We start from the raw sequence: 22,226 nt of genomic DNA on the forward strand, positions 1-22,226 counted from the left end.
CATCCTTTTTTTGATTTAAATTATTGATTAATAAACTGTTAAAAAAAGCAAACTAAAACCCCTCCTGAGTGGTGAAGCGGTTTAGATGGTACACCTATAGCTCCTTAAGCAAAGATTCGCTTCCCTAAATAAGGGTTTCGCGACAGGATATAAGCACCTGTCACATAGCCTTATTCTTAGTCGCCCTCCACGCTTAACACCTTGATGGGCACGGACTATACCTGAGGTTAAAACAGCAGACTGTCTTCATCTGCTTCAACAGCAGCATTAACGCCACGGCAGTCTGTCCCTTTTCCAAACTCACCGCAAAATGCTTCAACCATTTGCGTATTAGCATAAACGTCTTCAATTTTCCGTGGCTTGATCAATTCCACACCTGCTGTTTTCAAACCAGCAACTCTCGATTTTTTGTTTTCCATGATTACTTGATTAATGTATTATTATGTATTTAATTGATTCTGCATTAAGGCATTTTCCCCGACCACTTTCGGCCGGGTTAACATTGGTCGCTGCCCCCAATTTGTGATCAGTTTGTAAAACATGATTAAAGACACCGCGGGCATTTATCGCTGAATAGTATTAGCCCGGATATTTTTTATTTGAATTGTTTTAAAATTGAAAGCTGGGATCGTACCTCAACTCCGTTGCGGATTGCTTGAAATAAAGTTAAGAGGGTAGCCTTTCCTACTAACATTTATTACACAAACTAACCTTGAATTTACACCAACAGCCGTACTGATTGAAAGCTTCCTTGCATTTACTCAATAAAACATCTATGTAAAAAACTTGGGCAGGTTTTATGATCTATGAATGGCAGCACTTACTTGAAGCAGTCTTGTAGTTCGCTAAATTTGGCCTGAAAAAGGGATGCCGGACGACTCCCAGGTAAAGTGAATACAGCAGGGAACGCGTAAATAATTTGTTTTATCAGCTTGCTTTTGCAGCGGAGTAAGGCATTGAAAAGCAACAAGGTTTAGTCAGAATTTAAACAATTAAATAAAAGCTGTAAATAGCTTCAATGGCATAGCATTCTCCCTCACGTAACCATAAAGATCGAAAAAAAATATGCTTTTTGAGCTGAAAACAGTCCTTTTTGAAAATGGCGATGCACCGCCAGGTGGCCAGTCTTTGGGATCTGAACGAAAATAGGTTATCGCGGCAGCGGATGTTATCGGAACGATATTTTCACACGGGGAAATATTAAATTATCTTTTGCTTTTAAGCATGATCAAGCCGATAACTTCCTTGAATTTATCTTTGTAAGTATGCCCCAGAGTTAGCTGAATTTTACTGTTAACGGTGATCGTATTCCCTTCAATACTTTGAATCATCGACTTGTTAACTATAAATGATTTATGAATTCTTATAAACTGATTTTGGGGTAAGGCCATCTCAATTTCCGACATGGTAAGATAGGTTATGTGTTTCTCATCACCGGTTATATGGACGATAACATAGTTTTTCAGCCCTTCGATGTAAACTATTTGGTTTAAGTGAACTTGTATCACTTTACCCCTGGTTCCGGGACTTATGAATAAGGAGTCCGGGCTTCGATAGGTATCTTTCAATAAAGTCCCTCTTACGGCCTCTACTTTTTGAACTGCCCTAAGAAATCTTGGCAAAGAAATCGGTTTTAAAAGAAAGTCTACGACATTCAGGTCAAAAGCATCTACAGCATATTTATGATAGGCCGAAATAAAAACAACGGCAATTCCGGGAGGTATCAATTTTGTCAGTTCAAGCCCGGAGAGGTCAGGCATATCGATGTCTATAAAAACCATGTCTATATCATCTCTGTTATTTAACTCTGACTGGCCCTGAACAGGATTTGTCGAGCTGCCTGCAAACTGTAACTTATCAGATTTCAAAATATAGCCCTTAATAGTATCAATCGAATGTATTTCATCATCGATAACGTAACAATTCATATTATAACAAATTAATGTAAAGCCTTAGTGCATAGGCCTCAAGGTCCTGTTCGATCTCTAAGGTGTAATTACTCATATAATGCAGGTCCAGTCGTTTTCTAATATTCTTCATACCTATCCCGAAGCTTTCGAAATGATTACCTGATCTTTTCTTATTTGTAATCATCAGCAGCAATTCGCCATTTTCTACACTAATAGAGATCTTGGCAGGATCCTCCTTTCTCCTTAACTCTCCATATTTAAAGATATTTTCTATCAATGTTATAATAATTAAAGGAATTATGCGCATTCCTGAAATTTCTCCGCTCACCGACAAGTGAATATTCAATTCCTTATTAAAACGCTCCTGGTTCAAGAAGACATAATTCTCAATATAGGTCAATTCAAATTCCAGGTCTATCTTTCCATCCGCTCCAGGTTCTTCCAATGCGAAACGCATCACATCGGATAACATCAACAATCGTTCCCCCGCCTCTTCGGAAAACCTCGCGACATCATTGTGAATCAGACTGAGGGTATTAAAAATAAAATGAGGATTGATCTGCGCCTTTAAAAAAGCAATATCCGAAAACAGTTTTTCATTTTCGAGTTCCTTGAGCGCGATCTGGTTTTGCAATTTTCCGATCTCAAGTTCCGCTATTTTGTTTTTATACCTGATAGATGACACAAAAAAACCATAAGCAGAACCCAGGCCCATAAAATAAAAGCCCCGCCAGACACCCTCTCTGAAAAAATCTCCCAATTTACTCGGAGCATTCTGATACCAACCTATTTTATAATAGCATATTGAAATGATGTATTTAATAAATAAATACGACAATAGTTCAGCCACAAAGACCAGTAGCCATAGAATATATTTTACCCTACCCGAAAACCTGAAATTTAACAGGCATTGGGCATGTACATAAAATAACGTGATATTGAGGGTGTAATAGGTAATATAATCAAGTACCGAAGAAAACGTACCACTATAAGAACGTGAAATTATAACCTCATACGCAATAAATATCGCCCAAAAGATAAAATGATTCTTGATTGGAAAATTCCCAGGTTGAGGTTTTAACTGCATTGCAATTCAAATATAATCAAATGAAGCGTTGGTAACGCTTAAATTGTTTTTCGTGTAATAGTTTTTGTTGTTATATCCTTATTTTTTACAATTGGATTATAACCACCAAATATGAAAACGAAACTAAAAAAGCTCACATTTCCGAAGTACAAATCTTTGTATAAATACCATGACAACCAAAATGGAAGGTTTCCAACTGAAACAGATCCCACCACAGTAACTATTGTGACCACCACTCATCTATCATTTAATAAATAAATTACACAATAATGCCCATCAAAAAAACAAACCGGTAGTACGATTTTTCGGTATTGACATATCGTCTTTAAAATTATTGGTAACAATCTGGTCAGGTAAGGGATATTAACCATGCACATTCTTCTTTCCAAAGGGATTTATTTTCAACATAACGAATAAAAAATTGGATAAGAGAAAGAGTTAGCTATGCTTTAGCTTGAAAAAATTCGAATTGATGAACATGTTTCGTATTCTACTAGTGATCATTGGATTTTTATGTGTGTACTAAAATACTTACCAGGGTGGGCACAATGTTTAATTTCAAAATAAAAACATCAAAGGTTCAACATAGCGCAGTCCCTTATCAAATAAGGAGGAACAGTCAACGCTTTGGTCTTTGTTCAATAAACTTTGAAAACGCTATCATTTAAATAAGTCAACAATCATGAAAAAGCTAAAATTAAACAAAATCGGGCTTGACAGAGAGGTGATCTCCCTGATCAATACCAGGCAATTAAGAGCAGGCAATCCTACATCTTCTACACAAACCGACGGTTGTTTTCCGGGCACATGTCACATCGCTACTTGCTGTAGTAACAGCATTATACATCCCAGAAATGATATCAGTAGTTTTTCAAAAGAAAACAGGCTCTGAAATCCTCATTATTCAGGCAATACAAAATAACAGTTCCCGCTGAGGTTATTTTGTATTGTTTAAATACTCTTCCCTCCTGCCAAAATGACTCCATAAGCCATGCGATCCAACGATTCTGACGATTTGCTAATAGACGACCAGATCCACATGATCAGGGAGAGGCTGCAATCGCCTGAACTGATTTCGTCGATCAGCCGCGCCACCCTGGATACCGGCTTGTTAGGACTGTCGCTCTTTTATAGCTATTATGCCTTATACACCAGTAATAAAACTTACAGATCAAGTGCAGAATATTTTCTCTGGGACGGCCTGCAGCGTCTTGATATCTACAATTTTAAGCCGATCCATAAAGTCGACTCTATTGATGCTCAATTATCCGGTATAGGCAGGTTTATAGAATTTAACAACAAGAACCATTTCTTTTTGATAGAATCGGAAGAGTATTTTGCAGATCTGGACCCATTAATGTCCGAACTGTTCACCCATCAAATAAACCGTTCAGACTTCGACACTTCAAGTGGGGCACTTGCTGCCGGGAATTATTTTTTAGCCAGGGATGGCCAAAATACGCTGGCCAATCACCATTTGAGCGATTGCGTGAAGGAAGCTTATCACCGGGCACACCGGGACCCTGAAGGCGACTTTTATTGGCCTGCTCCGCAATTGGAAAATAAGGTATACCTGGGTATTTCACATGGCTCAGCCTCTATGATAAATTTCCTTGCCGGTGTTTTTGAAAAGGGAATTGAGCAAACCTTAAGCCTCTTTACGATCAGGCGCGCGGCAAACTTCCTTATCAAACAAAAAAGAGACCAGGTCAATGGCTTATTTCCCAATTATATCGGCGAAGAGCCTTTTCAGACTCAATTTTCCCAATGTTACGGAGACCTTGGTATTGGGTACGCTTTATATAAGGCTGCCTTATTGCTTAATGACCCGGTTTTAAAAGACCAATCCTCAAAAATTCTCGAGACATGTCTTCATCGTTCAAAGGAAGATAATCTTACTTGGGATGCCAGTTTAACTTATGGTGCAGCCGGTCTCGCACTCGCATTTAATAAAATAGCGAAAATTACAAAAGATGACAGGTATAAATACCGCTCCATATACTGGCACAAAAAAACGGCCAGCTATGCAGGTCACGAAAATACATTCAGTGGATTTTTAAGCATGGTCGCCAGGGCTGAGGAATACGGCTGGAACACCTGTTTTAGTTTGGGGATAATAGGTATCGGAATTGCCCATATGCTGCACTTAAAGCCATCCATGCCCCCAATTGACGAATTATTATATATTTCATAAACTCTCCCACCTCCGGCTATTGTAAATGATCTAATTCAAACCTCCTATGTTACGAAATTTCGGTCAGATAGTGATCCGTGTTCCATTCTTCGATGCTGAAGCCTATAAAAATGTACCGGCGCCCCTTCCTCCAATTTTTGAAGAAGGAATTTATTTCGCCTCCCCTCAATTGTATGCCTCACTGCTCAAATATCAGGGGGTAGGGAGCAAAGAGGAGAAAAAAATTAACGAAAGTATTAGCAAATATTGGCTAAGAGCTTGCACACGACCGACTCCTTTCGGTGTATTCGCGGGAATCGCTGTGTTACAATTGACCCCGGGTGCTACAGATATAAAACTGTCTTACCCGCGAGATCATATTAAGAAAACACGTGTAGATATAACATTTGTAAACGAGCTGGTTAGTCATTTAGAGGGTGTCCCGGAAATTTTACCAGTTTTAAAGTTCCGCCTCAACGATTCTTTATATAATCTTCCACGCGCTGTACGATATATTGAATATCAGAACAAAGGAGATAACCGGACGTTTAAGCTTTCTTCAATACTCAAGTCGGCATTGCTAAATTCAGTATTCCGTTTTATGAAACCGGGACGTACCATAAATGAGCTGACAGAACATTTAATTACAAACACCAGTGCCAACCGGGACGAAGTAAGCAATTATATCAATGAACTGATAACAGCCAAAGTGTTTATCTGTGAGCTGGAACCACGAATGACCGATACAGATCCTTTGGATTCACTTCTGGCAAAACTAAAAGGCCTTAGCCCCAACCAAAAGATCAGCGCGCTCATTAATGATTTGACCGGAATATCAGTTAGTTTAAAAAAAAACGGGAACACAATTCTCGATTATCAGCATGTTGAAAAACAATTATCCGACCTGGTCAGCTCCCCGTTCCGCCGTAAAAATCTATTGCATGCCGATTTGTTTTTGAAATTAGGTTCCAACACGGTGAACAAACCGCTGATAGAGGAAATTACCTCCCAAATCGCTGATCTCTGCTGCTTAAAACAAACAAACGGGAACAATCTTTTGGAAACCTTTAAAAACAGGTTCGCACAGTTATACCAGGATCAACTTGTCCCGATGATGATAGCCCTTGATGTGGATCATGGTGTCGGCTACAATCAGTTCGATTTTGATTCCTATTCTGAAGAAGCCCTAATTTCAGATCTGAATAGTTCAAATGCCGACGTTTACAGGCCGGCAAATCATTCAGCGATCAGGGATTTTTGCATCAATAAATACAGACAGTACATTGATGATGGCTTGGATATGATCGAAATTGAGCCTTCTGAACTTCAACAGTTCGACAAAGACCGTAGTGCTCATCTCCCATCAAGCATGTGTATTTTCGGTAGCCTGCTTAAAACCGGAAGTGAAATCAACCGCGAAAAATTTTCATTTCTTCTTAAAAACATTTCCGGCCCTTCGGGGGCAAACCTCATGGGCAGGTTCGCTTATGGTGATCAGGGCATCTCGGAACTCGTCAACGATATTATTTCAAAGGAAGAAACAAGTGACAATGATGCGATTTACGCGGAGATCGTCCATACGCCCGCCGGTGGGATAGGCAATTCCTTAATAAGGCCGCATCTAAGAAAATATAGCATCCAATATCTCGGCGGACAAGGTGCCGATACAAAGGATCAGATCAACGTTGATGATATATTGGTAGCGGTCAAAAACGATCGTGTACATCTTTATAGCCGGAGGCTAAAAAAGCGTATCATTCCTCGGTTAACGACTGCCCACAATTTCAACAGCAAACCGCTCAGCGTATATAAATTTTTATGTGATTTACAGTATCAGGATAGGGATTTAATGGCAACCTGGGACTGGGGCGACCTGGAAAGTCTGACATACCTTCCGTCTGTGGTGTACAAGAACATCATTCTGAAAAGGGCCCGCTGGAAGGTCTCGGCCAAGCATATGTCCGGCCTCCCTGAACATCATGACTTGCGGTTAGCATTTCTGGAAGAATTCAGGCTGAAATATAAAATACCTTCAAAATTATTGTTGATCGAATATGAGGATGAATTATTGATTGACCTGGAAACGTCCACAGGAATTGCCTTGTTTTTAAAAAGCTTATCAGTCAAAAATGAAATCATTTTAGAGGAATTCATTTACAACAGCGATAAATCAATCATCTCAGACCCCAATAACAAGAATTACATAAGCGAACTTACCATACCAGTTTATACAGAGCAACGCCAAACCTTACAAACAAGTGCCAGAGAACGGATAACCTTAAATAATGTACAGCGAACTTTTCCTCCATATTCAGAATGGTTATATTTCAAAATTTATGGAGGCGCTCTCAACTTAGAACGGCTTCTGATCGAGTTCGTATACCCCTTCGTAACGAAAAACAAGACGCTATTCAAACACTTTTTCTTCGTACGGTATAAAGATGAATTTGATCATATCAGAATTAGGTTCTTCAACACGGACCTGCAAACTCAAGAAAAACTTTATCAACTTTTAATGAGTGGCGTTAAAGTATGGATAAAGAAAAAGATCGTTTTCAGAATTGTTATTGATAGTTACGAAAGAGAAATCGAAAGATATGGATTTGAGAAAATTATAGATGTTGAACGTTTTTTTCATAGAGACAGTCTAGCTGTTTTAAAATTACTGAAGCTTGGCAACAAAGGGTTCGTACCTAAAACTATCGCGGCATTATATAGTACCGATCAATTATTGAATGATTTTGGGTTCTCATTGAATGAAAAGCACCTTTTGATTGATCAACTTCGGGCTGCATTTTTCCAAGAATTTGGCGGAAACAAAGTGTTACAGAAACAGCTAAATGGTAAATACAGGTCAATGCAGGACGCTATCGATAATCATTTCGGGAACAAAAAAACATCCGACAAAAGAAAACATCAATTGCATAGCATTATAAACACCAGGAGCATTGACGCACTTTTGGATATAAACGAAATAGCAAGCCTAAAAAACACAGGAGAAACAGATCTCAATAGACTGATATCCAGCTTGATTCACATGCACATCAACAGGCTATTCTGTTTTAGTCAAAGAAAACAGGAATTACTATTATATCATTTACTTGAGCGCCATTATCATTCAAAACTTATACGATCAACAGCGATCGTTTCATAATTCCACAAAATGACTATACTTGAAAAAATCCTATATCCGCTTAAAAAAGAGATTTTTCTTGACAACTACCAGGATACTAAAGTTCTTTTTATCAAAGGGGAACAAGAGAAATTTAAAGATTTCTTTTCTTTTGATGACCTTAATTTTTTTTTGAACACCCATGCAAACAGCATTCAGTTTCCAGAAATACGTCTATCTCTGGATGGGAAAATACTGGATCCGGGACTTTACCAGGAAACTATACCAGTCTATTCAAATGATTCATTTGAAAAAACAAAAATAGATCCACGAAAAGTCAGCGACCTGATCAATAAAAATGCCTCTCTGATTATCAGTGGTATTCACGAATATAACCTGAATATACAAAGCTTTGCGCATCAGCTATCAGAAGAACTTACCAGCGACATTAACATTACCCTGTTTTACAATACGATCAATCAACCCTCCTTTGATACCCACTGCGATCCCGTAGCGGTATTTACCGTTCAGCTTGAAGGGCAAAAAAAATGGGAGATTTTCGGAGAGGGGTATAACTCTCCGGACAAAGAAAATTCGCTACCGGCTATAGAATACATACTGGAAAAAGGGGATATATTATATATTCCAAGCGGGGTATGGCATAAAGCTAGCCCCGAGACAAACAATTCCTTAAGTATGTCCATAGCTGTTCGGAATAATAATATATTGGATCTGATTGCCTGTATCCTGGAATGCTATATCCATCCCGAATTATTAAAAAATGAGCTTTATTATATGCCAATGCCCCGCGATCAGGAAGCTTTAACCAGACTCAAAACACAGATCAAAAACGATCTGGTTAAATGTATCGAAAACCTCGACGACCAACAGTTTTCTCAAATCATTGCAACGTTAAATCGTGAGGATAGAGTAAAGAAAGGAAATAGTACCTACCATGTTCCATTTGATCTGGGAAATTAATTAATCTATATCCGCAGACAAATTATTATAAGGCAAATGAGTAAAACAATACCGGAAGACCTCCTCGTAAGCATATTCAAACTCAAATGGTCAGATTTTGCGAGATCAAAAGAGGAGCAAAACATGACTTATGATTTTAAAAAAGTCTTGATAGTTTCAGAAAATAAAGAGTTAAAGCAACTGATAAACAGCAAACAGAAGCCGAAGGAAATCGATAAAATCAGGATCCTGAAAGAAGAATACGAAAAACTTGTAGTGCCGTTGAACCTAAAAGAAGATAACACTGTTCTCAGGAAACTTATAAAGCTTGATCGAAGGGTAGAAAGCGATTTTGATGGTGATAGCTATTTGTACTTAAAACAATGGGGGTTATCTGTCTGGGGATTATATTATTACAAAAACGAAAATTTTGGGAAAGCAAAGTCTAAGCTTATTGAATGCATTGCCTTAAATGAATTTTTGATTGGCAAAGGATTAAAAACTGCCATATTCAGAATATTTGAACAAAATATGAACCTGTCGGCTATATATATTCAGGAAGGTCGAATAAAGGAGGGTTTGAGGCTAAAAAACCACCTCTTGCAGTATTTATCAAATGGCAAATCAAGCAAAATGCTGGTCAGCAGAATGTTTAAAGACAATCCATTATATCATTCGCACATATACATCAGAGAAGGCTGCCTTTACCAGCTTTTCAGAAAAATGGCGGCATGGCCATTAGATCATCGGAAAGACTTTTACGATGATTTTTTTGTTTTTAAACTGTTTTTCGATAAGATCAGCATGAAAGAAGATACCAATGATCGCGAGATTATGAAGTTTTGGATATATATCAAAAGAAATTTTTACAAGGGCAATTATGAAAAATACAAAGATGCTTTCACGCAATTCATGAACACCACCTTGTCTTATAAATTTGATATACTCAAACTCTCACTAATCTCAGATATTTTACAAATGGTAGAATCATCTGAAATTGGATATGAAAACGATTTTTATACTTTAACAAATACGTTTATAAGCGAAAAGCTCATCGGAATAAATGAGTTCAAAAGCCATTTCATCAGACGGATGCCTCCCGAAGCAGAAATTTCGCGACGGGCTGAAAAAAACAGCGGAAATAATACCTTTTGATAACTGCCATCTGCCGGATATCTATATTCCTGCAGACCTGACCATTCTCATTAGAGCAATGGATTGTGTACCTCGCCCGGCGCCCCCTTATAGAAAGCGTCGCCTATGTGCAGCAACATGTCAATATGTTATGCACTGTAGACGATTTCTGGGACAACTGGCACATGCTCAAAAACTATTTTGATGTTTTTAAAAGATGGAATGCCTACCGCATACCCGGAAGCTGGCCCGACGGTGATAAGCTGCCGTTTGGCAGGATTGGTATCCGTACCGAAAGGGGTGATAACCGCATGAGTAGGTTCAGCCGAGATGAGCAATACATTGATGAGCCTATGGTGTATTTTTCACTCACCGCCGATGTTTGGCGGGGATTTGCCCAGCAATGATCCCTTTATGGAAAAACCATTTTGGTTGCCCCCTCTTCGCCAATTCCGTCTGCATTCCTAACTACTTGATTATAATAATAAAAAGCGGGCAAATTCAAATTGGCGGCAGGGGCATTATGTTATGGTTTATCCACCTGGTAATTGCCCCTTACTTTTCCGCTGTTCAGTCTCGCATGAACTGCGGACCGTAAATAAGTAACAAATAAGACAGCGTATATCGGAACTAATAAAATAGTTCGACTAAATGCAAGCTTAGCGTTTAGTATTGCCCCAATAAATTTGGTCAGTTTTTGAATTAAAATAATTCGGTGTTCAATAAATCCACCATGTTGAATTTATTGAACACCTTTTACAAAGAAAAATGGCTCAATTATTCGTGTTTCTCACGTAACTTTTGCTCCTCGTATTTCTCCAAAATCCGCTCTACGATCATCAGGAAGCTATAAATGTGTTCAATTAATTTCCCAGTTTCGGTACACATGGGATTTATGGACAAATCCGGCAAAGCTGTTCGATATCGAGCAGCCTTTTTGCTTTAATATTCAGTAAGTTATGAGCGAACTCCGGATTTATTGTAGGTGTTCGACACATACCATTTTTCCCCAGCGTATCTATTAAACCATTTTTGTAAGTACTAGGTTCGATCTCATCATTCATCATCTTTTCCTCCAACCTTTCAATTTTAGTTTCAATATCCGTCAACTCTTTTTGACGGTCACCAATTTTTTCGACTATTCCCTTTAACGTAGCTTGTAGATTGGGCGTTTCGGAGATATGTTACACCCTATTCCGGCATCCTTCATAAAAATTTTGTCGTCACGCCCCGGACCGCCAGCAGTGTAAATACACACATATGCCACCGTAAATTACCGCGGATTGACGAACTGATCATGGCCAGGCCTCCGTTTCAATACGTCAACCAAATTTTGATCAGGATCAAGCCACAACGGTATGAATGACTTTAACTTTGAAGGCACCTGCCGGAATTACCCGGAAGCCCAATGCTCTTCATTATTGAGGCGGGAAAACATTCATCTTCACATATTTATGCAAACCTATGGCAACAAACGATCGGCTACGCTACCCCTTTGAACGGCTCGATGAAATCATCGGCACAGCGCTCGTTCCCGGAAGCAGCACCTCGAAACAGATCAGTCTAAAAGATCTGCCCGGCCTGCAACAGCAAATCCGTTCCGAAATCGGAAAGATCTGGAAAAACCTGAGCGCTCAAACCTTCCTGCTCTTAAGCCATAAAAAGATCGCCGCTATGCTCCGGCAATACCAGGAAAGCCTGGACGAACTTAAATGGCAGGCCATAGTCAACATGGTCGCCTATCCCGAAGACAATCCCCTGAACAGCTTCTTTAATCAGGTCCTCGCGGAACTCGAACAGCTGGACCAGCAATTCCGGCGCCGCTACCGACATTATTTTAACGGCGAGACGGATACTCATAAATCAGCCGGCAGCGGACCGGCAGCGGGGGATCACCAACCTCTTTTTAAAATTACCTGCCGGCTGAGCGTCGACCAGGTCGCTATCCTTTTAAAGGCCGCCGACGAAACCCGGCTGCTGAGCGCCCGTTCGTTCAGCCTTGTTCTCCGCAGCATTACGCCTTTCCTTTCAACGGAAAGAATGCCCAATTTTTCCTGGAAAAGCGCGCGTAGCAGCACCTTGAAAATAGAAGAGCGGGATAAAGCGATAGCTATCGGCACGCTTGAGGAACTGATCAGAAAAATTAAGACCTATTGACGGGCAGCTGCTTCCGCTAAGACTGACGCACTCATCAGGGATGAGTACCTGTCGATTATCAGCCTCATCGTTTGACCGGACTCATGAGCCGGATACTGGAAAACCCGATCCGGATCGCGCTGGCTTATCGCTATAAATGATCTTTGATCCTGTTCTAAAATATCTAATAAATGGGATATTTTAGTTTAAAAGTTTGTACCAGTGTTCCTCTGGACAGGGTATCTTCCCGGCTGATCATTACATATAAATGTCGTTTGGAAGGTTTTCTGAACTTAATTGTACCGGTTGCCGTTGAATCTGCGTAGATGAATGTCGTTTTCAAGTTCAGACAACAATCATCGGTGACCGTGTCAGTAACCACCTTTTTATTTATAACGGTGTCTGATAACAGCGTAATTTTATTCCAGGAGTTCTTCCGGGAGCTGATCTTCAGTACGATGACCTGGTCTCTCGCGGACACAGTTGAAACTGCATTCAGGGATACGCAAGGTGTCGTTTGCCTTACGACGGGGTTGAACGCGGGTGACCCAAATTGGATGAGTAAACCTATGCTGTAAAGAAAGACGCCTATTGAAGTTAAAATAACCGCAGACTTAAACCGGGAATTACTCCGCTTTATAGCATCATTGAAAGCAGTTTGTATCGAGGCAACTTCATTGGCATAAAAGGATTGCGGAACCGGGAATCCGGCGACCGTTGCCAGCCAATAGGCCAGCGTCAATCCCATAAAACCTAACCCAAGTACCAACAAAGCCCATACATTCCAGTCGCTCTTACCAAAAACGGTCGAACCAATGGTCGTAGCCGTGTAGACACTGAATACCCAAGCGATGGTAGCCTGAAGTTTTTGCACGGCATCTTTTCTGATTTGTGTAGAATTGTATATTTCTTCCGCTCCTATATTCAGCCAGAATATGTCTGAGCTCTGGTTTTGATCGTTAATGGGCATAACATTAAGAACATTTAAGTTGATATTGATTCTTGTGACCTAATACACAGATCAGGGTAAAGAGGTGAACTTCCGATGCCCCTTCTGCAGCTTTTTTATGTATCTGGTAACGCGCCTGTACATCCTGAAAACCCAATTCGCTTTCCATTATCGCATCCAGGTGATTAATACCTGTCATAGCTTCTTTGTCGCCCGGGGTGTTTTCCAGGCGCTCCATCAGATCAGTCCGGATCTGAAACAACGCATTTGTTTTTATACAGGGATCCGAGATCCAATGAGGACATCCCGGGGTAATACATTTGATATTTGGCATATGATATGGGGTTATTTATTCGTTGTACTGTTATCGTCAAGATTCCATTGAATCGACAGAAACCCAAACAGCTTGGGATGTTTAACGTCATATTTTAGGGTAACGGGTAAAGACATTGATTTGGAAAAATGAACCCGAAAAATGGCGTTTGCGTTTACCGTGTTCCTCGCCTCATTAGCATAAGTTTGGCCATGATCCAGCCAGATATCCTCACAGGCCAGTTCAAATTCGAATAAAGGGCTCCCGCCGCCTGACTTATCGTTAATCAATACTTTATTGATGCCCAGGGAAGCCCTCGAAATATTTCGGGACAAGCCACGCTTACTAATTGAATCCTGTAAAAAGATATTGTTTAACTGCAGGTCAACGTTCCATGCTTTATTATGATTTTTACCAAGACCAACGAGGTATTCAAAAGAAATATTCAGGCTGTCGATCTTACCGGTATTCGATCTGTACCGGGAATTGATACCCAGTGTTGCCAGGCCTCTCGAGTTGAGCGCTTTCACCTTGGCATTATAAACCTGTTGCAGGCTATCCAAGAAGGCGCTTTCGTCTCTGTGCAACATTAATGCGGAGAGACTGTCACGCACTGCCAAAAGTCCTTTTGGAAGATCCATCAGATTATTGGAGTCCCTGTATTTATTAATACCGGCAACCAGTTCCTGAACAAGGGCAGGGTCTCCCGTTATTTTGTCTTTATAGATCTTCAATGCCTTTTCCTGAAAATTCCCGATGGCTTTCAGGCCGGATACGAGGATATTAAAAAAGTTAAAATCACTGCTGTCCCGGCGGTTTACGATCGCATATTTGAATCCGCCATTAAATATATTGTAGCTTCCGGAGTTGTCCTTACTCACCCCCAGTTGATATTCAAAATTCCGTTGAAATTTCCCTAACTTACTGTTATAATAATCTGACAAGTCCAATTTCCCGTGTTTAAAAAAATTGGCTGTTCCGAATAACGTAGACTTAAACGTAAATCCGCCATTATTTTCAGTCGTCACACCGGCCTGTACGAACTTTGAAAGCGCTTCATAGCTTATACCCGCTTTAGATGGCCCTTTTTGAAAAAAACGCTCCACTTCAGGATTGAACTTATCAGTGTCAGCCATCAGACTATCTGCCCGACCAAAGGCTTTTCCTGTTAGAAACAGCACAAACAGCGCCATGAGAGAAAGTTTTTTCATGATCTATATCAGTTTAAAGTATATGGCTTAATAAAACTTTTGATGATATTGCCGGAAAAGGAATTATCATCGGCAGTTGTTAACACGTTCCCCCGTGCGTCTGTAACCTCCACTGTGATTTTTCCGCCGTTTGGCGCGCTTCCGGTTACCACAATTATCTGAATACCTGGCGCTTGGTTAACGGTAAATGACTGCGTGTCGCCATCATCAGAATTGATACATTTACCATCATTCCCCATGCTTACGTCAAAAAAGCATATACCGCCTTTCCCATCGTAAAACTTTACAGTGAAGGTGATAGGTCTCAGCCCTATTTCAGCTGTCAATTCCCGGGCAAATCTGTTTTTAGATGTTAAAACTTTATTCACATTGCTTTTAATCCACTGGACCTTTGGCGTTCTTCTCCTTTCCCGCCTGCTGCCTATATACGCACGCATGCTGTACTTGAGCGACTGGCCAGTTGCGTATTTTTGCTGCCAGCCGCCGCCTGCGTTAACGTTATAGTATCCGATATACCCGCCGGGCAATAACTCAAAAGCTTGGGTGATATGGTTGCAATAATCATATTGCGTGTTAGGCAGGTTAAAGTTTTGAAACCAGGATGGGAAAACAAAATCGGATACCTGAACGCCGTTGATCGCGTAACTGTAGCGGTCGTCTTCACAGGCATCACAATTTTCGTAAGCGTAAAGGATCCCACCGTTGGCCGAGTTTTCGATAAAAACGGTCAGATTGATATCCGGGTCGCCAAGCATTTCCAGCAATTCATGACTGGCGGTAACGGTCCATGAGTTGCCGTATGCCAAATCCGTACCGGCAAAGACTTTGCCGAGCGGCAAACCTTCATTCGTTAAATCATGATAGCCCAAAGCGCCGGCCTGGTCCGAGTTGTTTAGAATAACCAATTGCCAGCATCCGGCGGGTGCCTGACCGTCAGGATAGAAAGTGACCTCAGCATCGATTCCCCATGCCGGTTCAAAGTGTTCATGTACTTGTATCTGTAAGGCTGTAACTGCTGCGGCAACCTCGTCGTCTGTTAAGCCTGCAAATTGATTCAGGACTGCTATTCTGATACCGTTCATTGTTTAAGTTTTTTAGCGTGAGCAATAAGTTTTGTACAGAACAAATTTAAATCGCTTATAAACAGATAATTAAGAGGAAAAACCCGGTATATAAAACCGGATTTTTCCGGTACAAAAATTTGACAGGAGGTTTTATAATTGTATTCGCTTCAGTAAGAAAAAGGCGGTTAAGCTCTTTGAGGTATAATTTTTTTTGTGCAAATTAGATCGGCTTATGCAGGTATGCAATATTAAGCACAATAACAACCTAACATCGATCTGAATCACAAATTTCCCCATGAAGATAACAGTAGGTATAGCCGATGACCAGCAATTATTTCTGCGGTCATTATCCGGTCTGATCAATTCATTCGATAATTTCGTAGTAGTAGTGGAAGCCTTAAATGGTGCGGAGCTGCTAAGACAGTTAACCACGCTGGATAAGCTGCCCGATATTGTTTTGATTGATGTACAGATGCCGGTAATGGATGGTCCTGCGACAGTCTCCCGGATCGCGGAACGCTTTCCCTTAATAAAAACGGCGGCGTTGTCAATGAAAGAGGATGACCATTCAATACTAAGCATGTTGCGGGCTGGTTGCTCCGCTTATTTGTTGAAAGATGTGCATCCCAAAGAACTGGAAACGGCGTTGCTTCAATTAAGTGAAACAGGTTTTTATAATGGCGACACATTTCGGCTGCATTACCGCCGGCTGTTAAGGAATCAGGAAGAAATGAAGTTTACTGACCGGGAAAAACAGTTTTTGACTTTGGCCTGCAGCGACTTTACCTACAAGGAAATTGCCTCGAAAATGTTTTTATCCGAGAAAACCATCGATGGTTACCGGGAATCGCTGTTCAGCAAATTAAACGTAAAGAGCCGGACCGGAATGGCATTAGAAGGCATAAAATTAGGTCTGGTTGAACTGAAAACTAAGTAATATTAAAAGAATAAATTATTTTAACCTTTAAATTTTTACATTATGGCTGCTTCTCCCCTTCTGGTTTTCCCATTTGGTGAAACCTTATCCAATCCTGGCAATAGTGATAGCGGTGTAAACGCTGAGATCAAAATAGGAAAGGACACTACCGGTACGATCAATTCGGCGGTTCTGACTGTTACAATTCCTATTGATCCCAGATTATTCAGAGTCGTCCCGCCGGACGGCCAGGGTGAGTATAAACTGGCTAAAAATGAAGTCGGTTTTGCAAGTACGGACAAAATGTATTTACCCGAAACGGCCCAGCCCAAAGGCGGGAACGCGCTGTCAGTAACTTTTACTGATCAGCAGGGCTTTTTGAACTTACAGCTTGCGCTTGCCGAACCCAAAAGGGATTATGGCAACTGATCATGTGTAATAGCTTAAGTGGAGGGGGGATAAACCACATCGATAAACTCCCTCCATTTTAAAACCTCAATTAAGCTCGTGACAAATGGTGCACCGGGAATTATAAACAACTGCTCGATTGCTCCGGGCGGCTGCTGCGCTTCCTGAGGGAAATAAATGGATATACCGGTCGGCCGTTGTTTGTCTATCGTTTGTGAGGTTCCCCGCCCATCTGCATAAAATCCCCTGCCAATGGTACTTGCTGTTCTTATTGCGGTACTCGCTACTTTTAATGATTTTTTCAAAGCTCTGATCCCCGCCGAATACGGCTTTTTCGGCGCCGGTTTATCAGATCGCTTTACGAGATCAAGCATATAATTGTTCAGATCTATAAATTGATAGTCCATGTCCTGAACGATCCCAAATTCGTAATCATGAGCCCTGGCGGCCCGCATCTCACCAGGCAGTTCCGTGAAAGTCCGGATCATTTCTTCCATAGACTGGATCCAATCTTTTAAAGCAGCAATCATTTGTTGTTCATAGTCTTGCAGCGAAAAAGCAAATACGCCAATAGCTTTTAGGGCCGCAGCGCGTTTCCAGAATATATAATTCTTTCGGAAGGTATTCACCGCCAACCTGGCAAGCTGTTTACCATCAATGTTTCCCTGACTCTCTTTGATTGACCTGGCAATAGCTTTGTAGTCATAACCGGGAGCGCAGATACTTCCTTCCGGAGCTACCAGGTGACTCACATTTTTACAAAGGGAAAAACAGGTATGCACATTTTGCATAAAACAGTTGAACATGAGCAATACATCGACCTGCTTTCCTTTAAAACCCATGCTGATCGCTTCTGCCAGCTTATCATTGGAAAGCAATGCAAAATCTATTGTTTGCGCTTCTTCAAAAGTGCCTGACCGCATTTTTTCAGTAAAAAAAGTATCCGGTCGTAAAAAGCGCCTATTTTTCACTACCAAGATTGTCTTGTTCTCATCGAGCTTTTTTTGTGCCAGGACCTTATAACACGGAGATTCCGGTACCTTTGTGTTTACGGATAGAAGGTCCTCCTTCGCCTGGATCGGCAAATCATCGGCCATGCCTGTCCCCCCTCTGGCCGGGCTAACCTCTTCATCTTCAGAACGAGGCGGATCTTTCAGCTTTTTTTTAAAAATACCAAATGCAGATCCATGATCCCAGGTGATCAGCATGTTCTTTTCGGCCGGATAATACCGGTCTATATAACGAAATACCTTTTTTATGCTGTCGCTTTTCTGTGCAAAGTCACGGTCCTCCAATTGCTGCAGTTGCAACAAGGTGTTATTTCCTTTACAGGGATCGAAGATCAGTCGGCTAATGTAAGTCGCGTCGCTTTGAATAATTTCATCTTTTATCTGAACTTTATTTTCTATTGTGAGCAGGTTGAAACTGTCATGCGTATCAATTTCGAGTATTATTTTCAGAAGTTGATCAAGGTCTGCTTTCACATCCGCTTCATAGCCATCCTGGCCATTAAAATTAGTTGTAATATCCTCCAATTCTGCATATATTAGAAAAATAATATTCCATTTCCGGATAACAGCATGAGTTTCCATATTGCGTGTTTTTTACTCCTAATATATTCATTTAAAAGCGTTTCCCAACAGACGGAGACCCATTTATTATTAAAATATACCCAAAACGACGGCTTATCAAGTTATAATATTCACCATACCCTGCAGGACCCTAAAGGCTTTATGTGGATAGCGACCCAGGACGGGTTAAATCTGTTCGATGGCAAGGCCTTTTCCAAGTATACGGAGAACGCCGAAAAAACCCGAAAGCTTTACGGCACGGATATACGCTGGCTGATAACCGATACTTCCAGGCATTGGGTCTGGGTTTTGAATCCGGAGATCGTATTAAACGCGGTTGACTATGAAACCGGGAAAGTGGTTAAAACAATCAGGGGACTTCGGGCAGACAATGACGACTGGGCGGTGTCGATGACCCTTTATCGGGACCAGCTTTGGCTGGGTTGTACCAACGGTATCAAAATATATGATATCGTCAGACAAGCCTGGATCAACGGCCCTTCCTCCCCGTTTAAAAAAAACGGAGACGACGATCTGTACGCTGTCAGGACAATCTTCACTGACCGCTCAGGCCGTATCTGGGCTTTCTTTAACCACTACGGGATTGCCGTTATTGACGGAAAGACCAAAAACATCATTAAGGTCATCACCAATGCACAACTGACCGGAGAAACAGGCCCGCTGATCTTTAAGACCGTTATAGAACTTAAACCAGGAGAACTTCTGCTTGGCACATCATCCGGTTTGATCGCCCTAAGTTATAACAACAGTCTGAAACTTGTCATCCGCCATCGGTTTGCCGGCCCACTGATGACCCTGGCCCGCGAGCAGACCACAGCGATGACAAAGGCCGCCGGTCATATTTATCTCGCCGGAAACAGCGGCTTGTATAAGACCGACGAAGGACTGTCAACCTGCATCAAGATCAAGGAGTCCAACAGCAATGGCGAAGAATCCTGGTTAAACGAAATCAACCACCTCTGTACAGACAGTGATGGCAACCTGTGGATCGGTTGTAAACGGGGACTTGCCTATCTGTCCACTACCTCATCCGCGTTCCGGGGTTTTAACAATACAGGGTATGCACACGCCGGACTTACGCATACCTATAATCTGTATCCCTTACCTTTCGGTAAGATATTGGTTGGCCAGGAAAAAAGTCTTTTGCTATATGATAGCACGACCGACAGATTCTCTAAGATCGACCAAAAAAGATCTTTCAATTTTGCCTTCACGGACTTCAACAAGCGCGTAATTGTTTCAGGTGACGACGGACTATATGTGTTTACCGCGGGAAAATTAATCCCCGTTAACGCTTATTACCCGGAATTAAAACCGGTGTCAGGCAACTATATCAACAGCGCGATAAGGATAGGTGATTCTCTCGAGGTAATAGGTTCAGATAATGACAGAGGTTTTTTTTGCTGGAATTTCAAACGGCGGACACTCCGGATCGTCAATAATAACAGCTCACCTATAAGGTTGCGAAGCAATATCGTAAAAAAAATCTTTCAGGACAGTTCCGGTCGGTTATGGGTATTATCCGATTTCGGGATCGATGTCATCGAAAAAGATTTCTCAAAAGTGAGTTATCTGAATATAAAAAACCCGGTTTCCGGTAATCCATTAAGACTGTATTTTGATATATGTGAGGTCAATGGCCGGTTCTGGCTGGCCAATTACAGCCTCGGAATAGTGGAAATCGACGCCGCCGGCAAAGTATTTCAAGTACTCAACAGTGCTAACGGCTTATGCAATGACGGTGTTTATAAAATATTCCGCGTTGATCGCGATAACCTGATGGTAACATCAAACAATGGCTTATCGGTGTATAATCTATCTACCTCATCCTTTACCAATTACTACGAGGAGGATGGCCTGCATTCCAGCGCCTTTGATGAAAATTGTGGTATCGAATCTGGAGGGAAAATATATGCAGGCGGTTTGAACGGGTTCACGATTATTGACCCTAAAATGCTGATCATTGATCGCCATCCGCCAAAATTGTACTTCACCGATATCAGGATAGACTCCAAATTAGCCAGCACGGTATCGAGAAATTTAAACATTTCAGAATTATTGGTTCCCGATGACGCCTTACAAACCACGATCTCTTTTACCGGCTTACATTACAATAATTCCAAAAGAGTTCAGTACCGGTACAAAATTGAGGAACTTAACGATGACTGGATCGACTTAGGAACAAGAAATTTCATCAACATTATTGGTATCAATCCCGGTCGCTATCATTTATCAGTGGAATCTTCCAATGAAAATGGTATATGGACTACCGCGCCGATCAGGTTATCGATGATCTTTGTCCCCAAATGGTACCAAACCCTGTGGTTTGAAGTATTGATGATCCTTTCCCTATGCAGTGTTTTGTATAGTATTTACCGCTATCGTATTGAACAGGTTAAAATTCAGCACCGCATCAGGCGGGATATTGCCAATGACCTGCATGACGACCTGGGCAGCAGCCTCAACTCAATCAAGATTTTCACACACCTCGCGATCGAAAAAAAACAGAACCAATCCTACCTGAACGAAATTGAAACGCTTATAACCGGTATGACAGCGGGCCTCCGTGACATGCTATGGGTCCTCGAGGATTCACGGGACAATATCGACGTGCTGATGGAACGTATCAAAAACTTCGTGCTGCCCCTGGCTCATGCGAACGGGATTAAATTTGAAATATATGTTGATCCGGGAATAAAAAACCAGCATTTGTCCAAGATCGAAAAGAGAAACCTTTTATTGATCGCGAAAGAGGCGATCAACAACTGCTTTAAATATTCGAAATGCAGTAATATCAGCGTCGTCATTAAACCAGACCATCATAACAGGCTATCATTTGCTATAACCGACGACGGTATAGGATTTCAGGTCAGCAGCAAACCTACCGGCTATGGATTGGGAAACATGCAGCACCGGGCAGAGCAAATCGGGTTTCAGTTTTTATTAGCTTCGGCACCGGGAAAAGGAACATGCATAACTATAGCAAGAGCGTAAGTTTCCGGCCGGCCGGGAAAAGCGATGATTTTTTGGCTAACAACGAAATGCACTTACTACCCATTTCCGCTTTAATTATTTAATTGCATAAAAATGTTTAAATCTATAAAAACGTGGCCGTGTTTATTAAATAAGACTCGTATATGATCTACCTGTTTTCTTAAATACTTTGTATGGACAACGGGGTTCTCCATACAAATAACCATTTGCTCCTTATGAAATACATTCTGAATAATAAGCCTGCCATAACAAGGTTAATCAAGCTAA

General features: G+C 41.2%; 19 protein-coding genes. 11 read left to right on the plus strand and 8 right to left on the minus strand.

Annotated features, from left to right (window positions below; all coding sequences use genetic code 11):
• Positions 1–227 precede the first annotated feature (227 nt).
• The 3 genes from flmA to IEX80_RS19085 all read right to left on the minus strand — a co-directional run bounded on the left by flmA (position 228) and on the right by IEX80_RS19085 (position 2,625).
• Complete coding sequence (gene flmA / locus IEX80_RS19075) at positions 228–419, minus strand: FlmA family RiPP peptide (protein WP_188833791.1); 192 nt, start codon at positions 417–419, stop codon at positions 228–230.
• 786 nt (positions 420–1,205) lie between these two features.
• The gene (locus IEX80_RS19080; RefSeq protein WP_188833792.1) at positions 1,206–1,928 is read right to left on the minus strand and encodes a LytR/AlgR family response regulator transcription factor; all 723 of its coding nucleotides are present in this window, start codon (positions 1,926–1,928) and stop codon (positions 1,206–1,208) included.
• Between the two features lies 1 nt (position 1,929).
• Positions 1,930–2,625 (minus strand): sensor histidine kinase, encoded by a 696-nt coding sequence (locus IEX80_RS19085; RefSeq protein WP_188833793.1) that lies wholly within the window; start codon positions 2,623–2,625, stop codon positions 1,930–1,932.
• 483 nt (positions 2,626–3,108) lie between these two features.
• On the opposite strand from IEX80_RS19085, the gene IEX80_RS19090 reads away from it, so the two are divergent.
• The 8 genes from IEX80_RS19090 (at position 3,109) to IEX80_RS19125 (ending at position 12,533) form a co-directional block, all read left to right on the plus strand.
• On the plus strand, positions 3,109–3,255 hold the full coding sequence (locus IEX80_RS19090; RefSeq protein ID WP_188833794.1) for a hypothetical protein: 147 nt from the start codon (positions 3,109–3,111) through the stop codon (positions 3,253–3,255).
• 424 nt (positions 3,256–3,679) lie between these two features.
• On the plus strand, positions 3,680–3,889 hold the full coding sequence (locus IEX80_RS19095; RefSeq protein WP_188833795.1) for a hypothetical protein: 210 nt from the start codon (positions 3,680–3,682) through the stop codon (positions 3,887–3,889).
• 99 nt (positions 3,890–3,988) lie between these two features.
• Positions 3,989–5,191: a lanthionine synthetase LanC family protein gene (locus IEX80_RS19100; protein WP_188833796.1), complete on the plus strand. Its 1,203-nt coding sequence runs from the start codon at positions 3,989–3,991 to the stop codon at positions 5,189–5,191.
• Between the two features lie 46 nt (positions 5,192–5,237).
• Complete coding sequence (locus tag IEX80_RS19105) at positions 5,238–8,324, plus strand: lantibiotic dehydratase (protein WP_188833797.1); 3,087 nt, start codon at positions 5,238–5,240, stop codon at positions 8,322–8,324.
• A gap of 9 nt (positions 8,325–8,333) precedes the next feature.
• Complete coding sequence (locus IEX80_RS19110; protein ID WP_188833798.1) at positions 8,334–9,263, plus strand: JmjC domain-containing protein; 930 nt, start codon at positions 8,334–8,336, stop codon at positions 9,261–9,263.
• A 36-nt stretch (positions 9,264–9,299) separates the two neighbouring features.
• The gene (locus IEX80_RS19115) at positions 9,300–10,397 is read left to right on the plus strand and encodes a hypothetical protein (protein WP_188833799.1); all 1,098 of its coding nucleotides are present in this window, start codon (positions 9,300–9,302) and stop codon (positions 10,395–10,397) included.
• A 125-nt stretch (positions 10,398–10,522) separates the two neighbouring features.
• Entirely contained in the window at positions 10,523–10,783 is a 261-nt protein-coding gene (locus IEX80_RS19120) for a hypothetical protein (protein ID WP_188833800.1), read from the plus strand.
• A 1,057-nt stretch (positions 10,784–11,840) separates the two neighbouring features.
• Positions 11,841–12,533, plus strand: a complete 693-nt coding sequence (locus IEX80_RS19125; RefSeq protein WP_188833801.1) for a hypothetical protein — start codon at positions 11,841–11,843, stop codon at positions 12,531–12,533.
• A 163-nt stretch (positions 12,534–12,696) separates the two neighbouring features.
• On the opposite strand, the gene IEX80_RS19130 is transcribed toward IEX80_RS19125, so the two are convergent.
• Genes IEX80_RS19130 through IEX80_RS19145 form a run of 4 tightly spaced genes read right to left on the minus strand, consistent with a single transcriptional unit; the run spans position 12,697 to position 16,067 of the window.
• On the minus strand, positions 12,697–13,482 hold the full coding sequence (locus IEX80_RS19130; protein WP_188833802.1) for a hypothetical protein: 786 nt from the start codon (positions 13,480–13,482) through the stop codon (positions 12,697–12,699).
• Between the two features lie 4 nt (positions 13,483–13,486).
• The gene (locus tag IEX80_RS19135; RefSeq protein ID WP_139160042.1) at positions 13,487–13,795 is read right to left on the minus strand and encodes a hypothetical protein; all 309 of its coding nucleotides are present in this window, start codon (positions 13,793–13,795) and stop codon (positions 13,487–13,489) included.
• 11 nt (positions 13,796–13,806) lie between these two features.
• On the minus strand, positions 13,807–14,985 hold the full coding sequence (locus IEX80_RS19140; RefSeq protein WP_188833803.1) for a hypothetical protein: 1,179 nt from the start codon (positions 14,983–14,985) through the stop codon (positions 13,807–13,809).
• 8 nt (positions 14,986–14,993) lie between these two features.
• On the minus strand, positions 14,994–16,067 hold the full coding sequence (locus tag IEX80_RS19145) for a hypothetical protein (protein ID WP_188833804.1): 1,074 nt from the start codon (positions 16,065–16,067) through the stop codon (positions 14,994–14,996).
• Positions 16,068–16,344: 277 nt separating this feature from the next.
• On the opposite strand from IEX80_RS19145, the gene IEX80_RS19150 reads away from it, so the two are divergent.
• Positions 16,345–16,986 (plus strand): response regulator transcription factor, encoded by a 642-nt coding sequence (locus tag IEX80_RS19150; protein ID WP_090533136.1) that lies wholly within the window; start codon positions 16,345–16,347, stop codon positions 16,984–16,986.
• Positions 16,987–17,028: 42 nt separating this feature from the next.
• Positions 17,029–17,394, plus strand: a complete 366-nt coding sequence (locus IEX80_RS19155; RefSeq protein ID WP_188833805.1) for a hypothetical protein — start codon at positions 17,029–17,031, stop codon at positions 17,392–17,394.
• A gap of 14 nt (positions 17,395–17,408) precedes the next feature.
• Here IEX80_RS19155 and IEX80_RS19160 read toward each other — a convergent pair whose 3' ends face one another.
• Complete coding sequence (locus IEX80_RS19160) at positions 17,409–18,965, minus strand: clostripain-related cysteine peptidase (RefSeq protein WP_188833806.1); 1,557 nt, start codon at positions 18,963–18,965, stop codon at positions 17,409–17,411.
• Here IEX80_RS19160 and IEX80_RS19165 point away from each other — a divergent pair.
• The gene (locus IEX80_RS19165; RefSeq protein WP_188833807.1) at positions 18,954–21,959 is read left to right on the plus strand and encodes a sensor histidine kinase; all 3,006 of its coding nucleotides are present in this window, start codon (positions 18,954–18,956) and stop codon (positions 21,957–21,959) included. The two genes, IEX80_RS19160 and IEX80_RS19165, sit on opposite strands and share 12 nt — an antisense overlap.
• The last annotated feature ends 267 nt before the right edge of the window (positions 21,960–22,226 follow it).

Origin of the sequence: Mucilaginibacter rubeus, from assembly GCF_014643835.1 — a bacterium.
Classification (GTDB): domain Bacteria; phylum Bacteroidota; class Bacteroidia; order Sphingobacteriales; family Sphingobacteriaceae; genus Mucilaginibacter; species Mucilaginibacter rubeus.